This window comes from Flavobacterium sp. WC2421 (assembly GCF_040822115.1).
Lineage (GTDB): Bacteria > Bacteroidota > Bacteroidia > Flavobacteriales > Flavobacteriaceae > Flavobacterium.
Genome location: NZ_CP162004.1, coordinates 1,449,817 through 1,462,916 on the forward strand (window position 1 = coordinate 1,449,817; position 13,100 = coordinate 1,462,916).

The window sequence follows — 13,100 nt, forward strand, 5'->3', positions numbered from 1 at the left end:
TTTTATCTATGGCACTAGAGCACGCACATAAAAGAATAAACGGAATGATTGTAAACGATATTTTTTTTAGAAATAAAAGCATATTTACTGAAGTAGAATAAATTAGTGTCAATTAGTGTAATTCGTGTTTTAGCTGTATTTTTGAATCCAAATCAGAAACTCATCAAATTGAATTTAGAATATTTTATTGCCAAAAGACTCATCACTGCTAAAGATTATAAAAGTAGTATATCTGCCCCAATTATAAAAATTGCAATTTCGGCTATCGCAATTGGTATGATTATGATGATTATTTCTGTGGCGACTGGTATTGGATTACAACAAAAAATTCGAGAAAAGATATCAGCCTTCAATGGTCACATTATTATTTCAAATTTTGATAGCAATCAGTCGGAGGTTACTTTAGTCCCCATTTCTAAAAAGCAAGATTTTTATCCAAATTTCACTTCAGTTCCAGGAGTGAGTCATATTCAAGCTATCGCTAGTAAAGCAGGAATTATTAGAACAGAAACCGCTTTTGAAGGAATTGTATTCAAAGGGGTAGGTCCGGATTATAAATGGGACAACATAAAGGAGTACCTCGTTGCGGGTAAACTGCCTGATTTTTCTAAGAACCTGAATGAGGATGTTGTTATTTCTCAATTTCTGGCTAATAGACTTCATTTAAAAGTAGGGGATGCTTTTAATACGTTCTTCATGAAAGAAGGTCAGAATAAACTACCCAATATTCGTCGATTTAAAATTATAGGAATTTTTAACTCTGGTTTTCAGGAATTCGATGCGACCTATATAATAGGTGATATTCGCCACATGCAACGCATTAATAAGTGGACTGCGGATCAAGTGGGTGCATTTGAGGTCTTTGTTTCTGACTTTGATAATATAAAAACAGTAGGAGATCAAGTGTATCAACAAACAGGCTCCACTCTTGACACCAAAACAATAATTGAAAAGTACAGCTATATATTTGAATGGTTGCAATTATTTGATTTCAATATCATCGTTATATTAGTAGTCATGATAATTGTAGCAACTATTAATATGGTTGTAGCACTTTTGGTTCTAATTCTTGAACGCACGCAAATGATCGGAATCTTAAAAGCACTTGGGGCTAATAATTGGTCGGTTCGCAAAATATTCCTATATAATGCTTCTTATCTTATTCTACGTGGATTGTTTTGGGGGAACTTAATTGGAATCGCAATTTTATTGATTCAGAAGTATTTTGGGATAATCAAACTTAATCCAGAGAATTATTATGTAGACCAAGCTCCTGTTTACCTTAATTTTGGGTACATAGCATTACTAAACCTACTCACAATTAGTGTTTGTTTCTTGGTATTATTAATTCCTTCCTATATAATAACCAAAATCTCTCCTGTAAAAGCCATTCGTTTCGATTAAAATATTGGTTTGTCATTAAATAGAGTAATTATTTCAGGAGCTTTTTCCTGCTATTCACTTCAATCTTACCTGGCGAACACCGCCAGATAAGGATTTTCGTTACTATCAGGGCTAGGGATGTTAGATTAAAAGAGTGCTTTTTGTTTATATATTAGTATATAGTATTGGTAGGTTCTATTTAATAATGATGGAAAATGGATCAGTAATTCCATTTCTATTTAAATCTTCTCTAATTTTTAAAAATAATTAAATTTCAAAAACCACATTTTCAACAACTTAAAAACAAAGTTACGAAAAGGTTAAAAAAAAGACATTAAAAGTATTGAATAACGGTATAAAGGTGGTAGTTTTGCACCCGCAACAACGCAGACGTTCTTTAAAATACTGGCAAGCAAATGAAATTAATTAGAAAATTTATTTTCTAAAAAAGTTTCTAAAAAGCTTGTGAGGTTTAAAAGTAATATCTACTTTTGCACCCGCTTCGAGCGACACGTTAAGTGTTGCTACGAGTGGAAAACAAGATAAGACACGTTCCTAGACATATTGAATTGACAGCCGTTTTTGAGAGAGATTTCAAAGACAAAAGAATAAGAGTAATAGAATCGAGAGATTTGAAAAAACCACTAGACCTTCAGTCAAAAATAAATAGAGAATCATTTATGGTTCTCGCATAATATACGATGAAGAGTTTGATCCTGGCTCAGGATGAACGCTAGCGGCAGGCTTAACACATGCAAGTCGAGGGGTATAGTTCTTCGGAATTAGAGACCGGCGCACGGGTGCGTAACGCGTATGCAATCTACCTTTCACAAAGGGATAGCCCAGAGAAATTTGGATTAATACCTCATAGTATAATTGAATGGCATCATTTAATTATTAAAGATTTATCGGTGAAAGATGAGCATGCGTCCCATTAGCTAGTTGGTATGGTAACGGCATACCAAGGCTACGATGGGTAGGGGTCCTGAGAGGGAGATCCCCCACACTGGTACTGAGACACGGACCAGACTCCTACGGGAGGCAGCAGTGAGGAATATTGGACAATGGGCGCAAGCCTGATCCAGCCATGCCGCGTGCAGGATGACGGTCCTATGGATTGTAAACTGCTTTTATACGAGAAGAAACACTCCTTCGTGAAGGAGCTTGACGGTATCGTAAGAATAAGGATCGGCTAACTCCGTGCCAGCAGCCGCGGTAATACGGAGGATCCAAGCGTTATCCGGAATCATTGGGTTTAAAGGGTCCGTAGGCGGTTTAGTAAGTCAGTGGTGAAAGCCCATCGCTCAACGGTGGAACGGCCATTGATACTGCTAGACTTGAATTATTAGGAAGTAACTAGAATATGTAGTGTAGCGGTGAAATGCTTAGAGATTACATGGAATACCAATTGCGAAGGCAGGTTACTACTAATATATTGACGCTGATGGACGAAAGCGTGGGTAGCGAACAGGATTAGATACCCTGGTAGTCCACGCCGTAAACGATGGATACTAGCTGTTGGGAGCAATCTCAGTGGCTAAGCGAAAGTGATAAGTATCCCACCTGGGGAGTACGAACGCAAGTTTGAAACTCAAAGGAATTGACGGGGGCCCGCACAAGCGGTGGAGCATGTGGTTTAATTCGATGATACGCGAGGAACCTTACCAAGGCTTAAATGTAGATTGACCGGTTTGGAAACAGACTTTTCGCAAGACAATTTACAAGGTGCTGCATGGTTGTCGTCAGCTCGTGCCGTGAGGTGTCAGGTTAAGTCCTATAACGAGCGCAACCCCTGTTGTTAGTTGCCAGCGAGTCATGTCGGGAACTCTAACGAGACTGCCAGTGCAAACTGTGAGGAAGGTGGGGATGACGTCAAATCATCACGGCCCTTACGCCTTGGGCTACACACGTGCTACAATGGCCGGTACAGAGAGCAGCCACTGGGCGACCAGGAGCGAATCTACAAAACCGGTCACAGTTCGGATCGGAGTCTGCAACTCGACTCCGTGAAGCTGGAATCGCTAGTAATCGGATATCAGCCATGATCCGGTGAATACGTTCCCGGGCCTTGTACACACCGCCCGTCAAGCCATGGAAGCTGGGGGTGCCTGAAGTCGGTGACCGCAAGGAGCTGCCTAGGGTAAAACTGGTAACTAGGGCTAAGTCGTAACAAGGTAGCCGTACCGGAAGGTGCGGCTGGAACACCTCCTTTCTAGAGCCTTAGTGTTAGCTTATTTATAAGCACGGTAGGGAAAGAGACGAAAAGAGAAAGTGGAAACAAAGATTGAGAATTTATTACTCTTGCTGTTAGTTCAAATAATACAATTTAAGAATAAGAGTGTCTCGTAGCTCAGCTGGTTAGAGTACTACACTGATAATGTAGGGGTCGACAGTTCGAGTCTGTCCGAGACAACTATTAAACTTAAATAGATTCTGAAATAAATTCAGAATAAAAGGAAATTTTAGAAGTATGAGTATGAATTATACATTAATTCAAAATTCACCATTCATAATTTAAAATTTGAAACGGGGGATTAGCTCAGCTGGCTAGAGCGCCTGCCTTGCACGCAGGAGGTCAACGGTTCGACTCCGTTATTCTCCACAAATCAAAAGTTGATACGTTGATTTGTTAAATCGGTTAAACGATTAAACGAAAAAACGATTAAACTAGCGATAAAAGTTCATTGACATATTGAGATAAGAAAAATATAAAAAGTAGAAAGCGTTTTTTACTATTTATAGTAGAAAACAAACAAAAACGGTCTTAATTAATTTTAAGATTGGTACAATAAGCAAAATAAGGGCGTATGGGGGATGCCTTGGCTCTCAGAGGCGATGAAAGGCGTGATAAGCTGCGAAAAGCTACGGGGACGGGCACACACCGATTGATCCGTAGATACCTGAATGGGGCAACCCACTAGATTGAAGATCTAGTACACCGATAGGTGGGCAAACCCGCTGAACTGAAACATCTAAGTAGGCGGAGGAGAAGAAAACAAAAGTGATTCCGTAAGTAGTGGCGAGCGAACGCGGATTAGCCCAAACCAATGTTGTTACGGCAATGTTGGGGTTGTAGGACCACGATATTCAATGTAAAACGAACTAGAATCTACTGGAAAGTAGAACCAAAGAGGGTGATAGTCCTGTATAGGTAAGTGATATAATTGATAGTGGTATCCTGAGTAGGGCGGGACACGAGAAATCCTGTCTGAATTTGGCGGGACCATCCGCTAAGGCTAAATACTCCTGAGAGACCGATAGTGAACCAGTACCGTGAGGGAAAGGTGAAAAGAACCGTGAATAACGGAGTGAAATAGATCCTGAAACCATACGCTTACAAGCGGTCGGAGCCCTTTCGTGGGGTGACGGCGTGCCTTTTGCATAATGAGCCTACGAGTTAACGTTGCTGGCAAGGATAAGTGGTTAAGCCACGGATCCGTAGCGAAAGCGAGTCTGAATAGGGCGCTTTAGTCAGTAGTGTTAGACGCGAAACCGTGTGATCTACCCATGGACAGGTTGAAGCTGTGGTAACACATAGTGGAGGACCGAACCCGTTGACGTTGAAAAGTCTTGGGATGATCTGTGGGTAGGGGTGAAAGGCCAATCAAACTCGGAAATAGCTCGTACTCCCCGAAATGCATTTAGGTGCAGCGTTAGTTATAAAGTTATATAGAGGTAGAGCTACTGATTGGATGCGGGGGCTTCACCGCCTACCAATTCCTGACAAACTCCGAATGCTATATAATGTTCACTAACAGTGAGGGCTTGGGTGCTAAGGTCCAAGTCCGAGAGGGAAAGAACCCAGACCATCAGCTAAGGTCCCCAAATATATACTAAGTTGAAAGAACGAGGTTTGTCTGCATAGACAGCTAGGATGTTGGCTTGGAAGCAGCCATTCATTTAAAGAGTGCGTAACAGCTCACTAGTCGAGCGGACGAGCATGGATAATAATCGGGCATAAGTATATTACCGAAGCTATGGATTTACAATTTATTGTAAGTGGTAGGGGAGCATTCTCACAGGGTAGAAGGTGTATCGTAAGGTATGCTGGACCGGTGAGAAAAGAAAATGTAGGCATAAGTAACGATAATGCGGGCGAGAAACCCGCACACCGAAAGACTAAGGTTTCCACAGCTATGCTAATCAGCTGTGGGTTAGTCGGGACCTAAGGCGAACCCGAAAGGGACAGTCGATGGACAACGGGTTAATATTCCCGTACTACTGTTAACTGTGATGGGGTGACGGAGTGATGAAAGTGCCGCGAACTGACGGAATAGTTCGTTGAAGTACCTACCTATAAGACCCGCAGGCAAATCCACGGGTTTTGGGGAAATACGATAGTACTCGGCGTCTTCGGACAAAGAGATAGTGCACCTAAGGGCTTCCAAGAAAAACCTCTAAACTTCAGGTTAATAGTACCCGTACCGCAAACCGACACAGGTAGTCGAGATGAGAATTCTAAGGTGCTCGAGAGATTCATGGCTAAGGAATTAGGCAAAATAGACCCGTAACTTCGGGAGAAGGGTCGCCAGCAGCAATGCTGGCCGCAGTGAAGAGGTCCAGGCGACTGTTTATCAAAAACACAGGGCTCTGCAAAATCGTAAGATGAAGTATAGGGCCTGACACCTGCCCGGTGCTGGAAGGTTAAGTGGAGATGTTATGGGTAACCAGAAGCATTGAAATGAAGCCCCAGTAAACGGCGGCCGTAACTATAACGGTCCTAAGGTAGCGAAATTCCTTGTCGGGTAAGTTCCGACCTGCACGAATGGTGTAACGATCTGGACACTGTCTCAGCCATGAGCTCGGTGAAATTGTAGTAACGGTGAAGATGCCGTTTACCCGCAGTGGGACGAAAAGACCCTGTGCACCTTTACTATAGCTTAGTATTGACCTTGGATAAATGATGTGTAGGATAGGTTGGAGACTGTGAAGTGGCGTCGCTAGGCGTTGTGGAGTCATTGTTGAAATACAACCCTTTGTTTATCTGAGGCCTAACCCCGTTTTGCGGGGGACATTGCTTGGTGGGTAGTTTGACTGGGGTGGTCGCCTCCAAAAGAGTAACGGAGGCTTCTAAAGGTTCCCTCAGTACGCTTGGTAACCGTGCGTAGAGTGCAATGGCATAAGGGAGCTTGACTGAGAGACATACAGGTCGATCAGGTACGAAAGTAGAGCATAGTGATCCGGTGGTTCCGCATGGAAGGGCCATCGCTCAAAGGATAAAAGGTACGCCGGGGATAACAGGCTGATCTCCCCCAAGAGCTCATATCGACGGGGGGGTTTGGCACCTCGATGTCGGCTCGTCACATCCTGGGGCTGGAGAAGGTCCCAAGGGTTGGGCTGTTCGCCCATTAAAGTGGCACGCGAGCTGGGTTCAGAACGTCGTGAGACAGTTCGGTCTCTATCTACTGTGGGCGCAAGAAATTTGAGTGGATCTGATTCTAGTACGAGAGGACCGAATTGGACAAACCTCTAGTGTATCTGTTGTCACGCCAGTGGCATGGCAGAGTAGCTACGTTTGGAAGGGATAAGCGCTGAAAGCATATAAGCGCGAAACCCACCACAAGATGAGATTTCTTTTAAGGATCGTGGGAGATGACCACGTTGATAGGCTATAGATGTAAAGGCAGTAATGTCATAGTCGAGTAGTACTAATAATCCGTAAGCTTATGTACACCTTTCCAGCCTCGCAAGAGGCTGGGGAAACTTTCTAATTCCTAGATTCGTTCAGGAACTAATATTTTTTTCTTTATCTCAGTATGTTAAGATATTGTTCAATAGATTTTTATCATAAGATAAACAATCATTGAAAAATTGCCCAAAGCAATTATAACTTCTTAAGGTGGTTATTGCGGCGGGGCTCACCTCTTCCCATCCCGAACAGAGTAGTTAAGCCCGCCTGCGCAGATGGTACTGCAGTTATGTGGGAGAGTATGTCGTCGCCTTTCTTTAAAAACCCTATTCATTTATTTGGATAGGGTTTTTTGTTTTATTCTAGTTTTTCTATTAAATATTGGTAGAGTATGAATACTTTTTAGATATTATATTAATAATGTTAATTTTATATTAAATATATTTGTGCATAAACAAAATAAAACAATACATTTATGTTTTATTTTCTTACTCTTTTTTTAAAAATTATAGTATGTTATACTAACAACAAAATTTATTATATGAAAAATAAATTACTTTTATTTTTACTGTTTTTGACATTTTCAGGAAATCAGATTCTTGCAAAAAAGCCCAATGAAAATCTATTTGGGACTAATCTTACTATAGCATTTTATAAAAATCTTAGTTTTACGGATACAATTAAAAAGAGTAAAAAATCTTTAAAATCGGCAAGACTTAATGCTTTCTTAGCACCTCCTTCAGTAATTGCGGGAAGTTCTTGCGGTGATGGTGTAAGTTTTGTCCAAGTTAATGTATACGCAAATGGTTCTAGTACAGATGAACAAATTGAGTGGTATGCAAGTCAAAATGCTACTACTCCTTTATATACTGGCTTTGTTTATAGTCCCAGTATTAAAACTACTAGAACCTTTTATGTACAAAGTAAATCTAAATCGACAAATGATGTAAGTATTAGGGTTCCTGTTGTCGCATCAGTATATTTATCTCCAGCTTCTGTTAGTATTTCTGTTTCTCCTAGTAATAGCCCTACAAACTTATTATGTCCTAACACACCTGTAACTTTTACAGCGAATGGGGGCGGGGATTTGTTTGAATTTTCGGTAGAAGGAGTTATTGTACAAGCTATGTCAGCTAGCAGAACTTATACAACAAGTTCACTTATGAACGGACAAACAGTAAGTGTTCGTTCAAGATATGCAAAGAACATAGATGGGTCAATGACTGAGTCTGCTTGGGGAACTGGTCCAATTGAAGATAATGTATTAACAGCACCTTTATCTGTAAGTGCTACTAAAGCATATGTAAATTCATTGAAAATTAGTCCAGAAGAAAATAACTTAGTAGTTGGTCTTGCAGGTAAAGTGGATAAAAACAGTAGTCTTTTGTTATTTTTAGATTCGAAATCAGGTGGTTTTAATATGTCTAATTATGGTGACGTTCTAACTGGTGCCACTGTTAAGGGTTTTAATTATTTTAATAATAATCCTAGTACATTTGATTCTTACTTTCAAGCTGATTATTGTTTAATTATTTCAACTGATGCAACAGAGTCAAATTATTTTGCTGATATTGTTGAATTAAAATCAGGAGAATCTGTTAGAACATCGCTTGGGAGCGCTACCCCAAGTACACCTGGCTCTTTTTTTGGGGTTAATAAAAATAATACTGGAGCTACTGATTATAATTTAGGTTTCGAGGTAGAAATTTTAAAATCATTAATTGGTTACACTTCTGGTGATATTAAATTTTTTGGTTTTACAATGAAAGATACGGATGAGACAAGTTATAGTGTAACTAACTCTTTTTTAAGTCCTGAAATTTCGAGTAATTTAGATTATGGTAATTTAGGAATAGATTATAATCTAAGAGATCCTAATCCAGTTGTTTTTTCATCAGCAGGATTAATACCATGTTATAGTAATGATTTTTATACAATAAATTTATTTGAACCACCAGTAACTTCAAGTTTAGTGCAGCCTACCTGTTCTAATCCATTGGGAACAATAACTATAGGAAGTCAAAATGGTGCTGAATATAGTATTGACGGAACTACTTATCAAGCTTCTAATACTTTTTCGGGTTTAAACCCAAATAGTTATACATTATATATTAGAAAGGCATCTGACGGTTCTTGCAGTATTAGTTCAATATCTCCTGTTGTAATTAACCCTGCACCTCCTGTCCCTTTAGTTCCTACAGCAGCAAATGTAGTTCAACCAACCTGTGCATCTCCATCTGGGACAATTGTTATAACGGCTCAATTCGGTGCTGAGTATAGTTTAGATGGTATTATTTTTAGAAATACAAATTCATTTTCAGGCTTACCAGAAAATAGCTATACATTGTATGTTCGAAATATGGATGATACAACTTGTATGACAATGTCTGCAACAACAACAATAATAAATGCAGTACCATTGCCACCTGTTGTTCCTACAACTGCCAGTGTTGTTCAGCCTACATGTGGGACACCATCAGGAACTATAACAATAACTTCCCAATCAGGAGTAGAATATAGTTTGGATGGAACTACTTATCAAGCATCTAATTTATTTTCAGGCTTAGCAGCTAATGACTATACATTATATGTTAGGAATTCTGGAGATGCCACTTGTGTAACCATGTCCGCTTCTACAACTACTATTGATGAAGCACCATTACCTCCTGTTACTCCTGCTACGGCTAGTATAACTCAACCAACATGTGCGATACCATCAGGAACTATAACAATAACTGCACAAGCAGGAATCGAATATAGCTTGGATGGAATAAGTTATCAAGGTTCGAATTCTTTCTCAGGTTTAGCGCCAAATGATTATACATTATATGTAAGAAATACGGGAGATACAAGTTGTATTACTCCGTCACCATCAGTAATAACAATAAACGCTATACCAACTCCACCAGTTGAACCTACATTAGCTAGTGTAACTCAACCTACATGTGGAACGCCTTCAGGAACTATTGTAATAACAACACAAACAGGAGTAGAGTATAGTTTAGATGGAAGTACTTATCAAGTATCAAATTCCTTTCCAGGCTTAACACCAAATAATTATACATTGTATGTTAGAAATACAGGTGATACAACTTGTATGACTATGTCTTCTTCTACAACAACAGTGAATGCAGTACCATTGCCGCCAGTTGTTCCTGCAACTGCCAGTGTTGTTCAGCCTACATGTGCCACACCATCAGGAACTATAACAATAACTTCCCAATCAGGAGTAGAATATAGTTTGGACGGAACTACTTATCAAGCATCTAATTCATTTTCAGGTCTAGCACCAAATGATTATACATTATATGTTAGAAATATAGCGGATATTACTTGTGTGACAATGTCAGCAACTAAAACAACAATAAATGTGGCTCCATTACCACCAGTTGTTCCAGTAACAGCGAGTATAACCCAACCAACATGTGCGATACCTTCAGGAACAATTTCAATAACGGCGCAAGGAGGAATTGAATATAGTTTGGATGGAGTGACTTACCAAGGATCAAATTTATTTTCAGGTTTAGCACCAAATAATTATACATTGTTTGTTAGAAATACAGGCGATACGAGTTGTATTACTATGGCTCAATCAGCAATAACTATAAATGCGATACCAACTCCACCAGTAGTGCCTTCTACTTCTAGTGTAGTTCAGCCAACCTGCGGAACTCCTACCGGGACAATTGTTATATCAGCACAAACTGGAGTTGAATATAGTTTAGACGGAAGTACTTATCAAGCATCAAATTCCTTTCCAGGCTTAACACCAAATAATTATACATTGTATGTTAGAAATACAGGTGATACAACTTGTATGACTATGTCTTCTTCTACAACAACAGTAAATGCTGTGCCAATGCCGCCAGTTGTTCCTACAACTGCCAGTGTTGTTCAGCCTACATGTGCCACTCCATCAGGAACTATAACAATAACTTCCCAATCAGGAGTAGAATATAGTTTAGAAGGAACAACTTATCAGTCGTCGAATTCATTCTCTGGACTTGCACCGAATAGTTACACATTATACGTTAGAAATTTATCAGATATTACTTGTGTGACAATGTCAGCGTCTACAACAACAATAAATGCGACTCCATTACCACCAGTTGTACCAGCAACAGCGAGTATAACCCAACCAACATGTGCGATACCTTCAGGAACAATTTCAATAACGGCACAAGCAGGAATTGAATATAGTTTGGATGGAGTGACTTACCAAGGATCAAATACATTTTCAGGTTTAGCACCAAATAATTATACATTGTTTGTTAGAAATACAGGCGATACGAGTTGTATTACTATGTTTCCATCAGCAATAACTATAAATGCGATACCAACTCCGCCAGTAGTACCAACTACTTCTAGTGTAATTCAACCCACATGTGGAACACCTTCAGGTACTATTGCAATAACTACACAAACAGGGGTTGAATACAGTTTAGATGGTATTACTTTTCAAACATCAAATTCATTTTCAAGCTTAGCGCCTAATAATTATACATTATATGTTAGAAATATAGGAGACACAACTTGTATGAATATGTCTTCTTCTACAACAACAGTGAATGCTATACCATTGCCCCCAGTTATTCCTACATCAGCAAGTGTTGTTCAGCCTACATGTTCAACACCATCAGGAACCATAACAATAACTTCGCAATCAGGAGTTGAATATAGCCTAGATGGGGTTATTTATCAAGGATCAAATTCGTTTTCAGGCTTAGCGACAAATAGTTATACACTATATGTTAGGAATATAACTGATATTACTTGTGTAACGCTGTCTTCTACAAATGTAATTATTAACCCAATACAGGTTATTGTCGTTCCAACCACTGCTAGTGTAATTCAACCAACGTGTGCAGTACCTTCTGGGACTATTTCTATTACTACACAAACTGGAGCAGAATATAGTTTAGATGGAATAACATATCAGGTTTCAAATTCCTTTTCGGGATTAATTCCAAACGACTATACATTATATGTAAGAAGTGTATCTGATAATAGTTGTGCAAATGTTTCATCAACACCAACAACAATTAATCCAGTACCTACACCTCCTATAATTCCAACATTGGCAAGTGTAGTTCAGCCAATTTGTGAAGTTCCATCTGGAAGTATTGTAATTGCAACGCAAACAGGTGTAGAATATAGTTTAAATGGGGTGACTTTCCAGGCTTCAAATTCTTTTTCAGGGTTGGTGCCAAATGATTACACCTTATATGTAAGAAATATTGCTGATAACACTTGCTCTGTTCAGAGTATTTTAAAAGTTACGATTGATCCACTTCCTCCTTTACCTTTGGTGCCAACTGTAGAAGGGATTATTCAGCCAACTTGTTTAGTTCCAACGGGAACAATTAGAATTACTGCACAAGATGATGTACAATACAGTATAGGTAATGGTTATCAAGACAGTCCTATATTTGTAAATTTATTACCTGGTACTTATCCAATAAGTGTAAGATTTACAAGTAGTGTTTTTTGCATAAACACAGGAACAGTGCAAACTATTAATCCAGTTCCCCCACAAATTCAATTTGAAGTTATAGGTAATTGCGATGATAAAGATTATGTTTTGACAGCAAGTCCTCTTGCTAGTTCTTATAATCCTAATGAGGTTAATTATCAATGGAAAGACAATACAGGATTAGCAGTGGGAACAAATTCTAATATATTAAATGTTTCGAGTTTAATAGCATCTACTTCAAGTGATGTAGCCTTTCCACTGACTTATACTTTGACAATTACATCAGTTCCTAACGGTTGTGAAACTACTAATAGTGTATTAATTGAAACTATTTATTGTAATATACAAAAAGGAATTTCACCTGATGGAAATGGATCTAATGACAATTTTGATTTGAGATTATTAGGTGTTAAAAAGCTCGAAATATTTGATAGATATGGAATCAAAGTATATAACCAATCTAACTATACTAATCAATGGAAAGGTCAGTCGGATAAAGGGAATGAGCTTCCAAGTGCTACATATTATTACGTTATTGAGTTTAATAATGGTAAGACAAAAACAGGTTGGATTTATCTAATCAGAGAAAAACAATAATTTAATAAATATATTGTT

At 38.9% G+C, this 13,100-nt stretch carries 3 protein-coding genes, 2 tRNA genes and 3 rRNA genes; all 8 read left to right on the forward strand.

The window, feature by feature from the left end; translation table 11 throughout:
* The first annotated feature begins 168 nt into the window (after positions 1–168).
* Positions 169–1,404, forward strand: coding sequence for an ABC transporter permease (locus tag AB3G33_RS06130; RefSeq protein ID WP_367773412.1), 1,236 nt, complete (start codon positions 169–171; stop codon positions 1,402–1,404).
* A gap of 509 nt (positions 1,405–1,913) precedes the next feature.
* Positions 1,914–2,078 (forward strand): hypothetical protein, encoded by a 165-nt coding sequence (locus AB3G33_RS06135; protein WP_367768211.1) that lies wholly within the window; start codon positions 1,914–1,916, stop codon positions 2,076–2,078.
* A 3-nt stretch (positions 2,079–2,081) separates the two neighbouring features.
* Positions 2,082–3,595, forward strand: a 16S ribosomal RNA gene (locus tag AB3G33_RS06140).
* 127 nt (positions 3,596–3,722) lie between these two features.
* Positions 3,723–3,796: transfer RNA gene (locus tag AB3G33_RS06145), tRNA-Ile, on the forward strand.
* A 115-nt stretch (positions 3,797–3,911) separates the two neighbouring features.
* Positions 3,912–3,985, forward strand: a tRNA-Ala gene (locus AB3G33_RS06150).
* 184 nt (positions 3,986–4,169) lie between these two features.
* Positions 4,170–7,055, forward strand: a 23S ribosomal RNA gene (locus tag AB3G33_RS06155).
* 163 nt (positions 7,056–7,218) lie between these two features.
* Positions 7,219–7,328: ribosomal RNA gene (gene rrf / locus AB3G33_RS06160) — 5S ribosomal RNA — on the forward strand.
* Together the 16S, 23S and 5S rRNA genes with 2 tRNA genes alongside form the textbook arrangement of a ribosomal RNA operon.
* A gap of 225 nt (positions 7,329–7,553) precedes the next feature.
* Positions 7,554–13,082: a gliding motility-associated C-terminal domain-containing protein gene (locus AB3G33_RS06165; protein WP_367773414.1), complete on the forward strand. Its 5,529-nt coding sequence runs from the start codon at positions 7,554–7,556 to the stop codon at positions 13,080–13,082.
* The last annotated feature ends 18 nt before the right edge of the window (positions 13,083–13,100 follow it).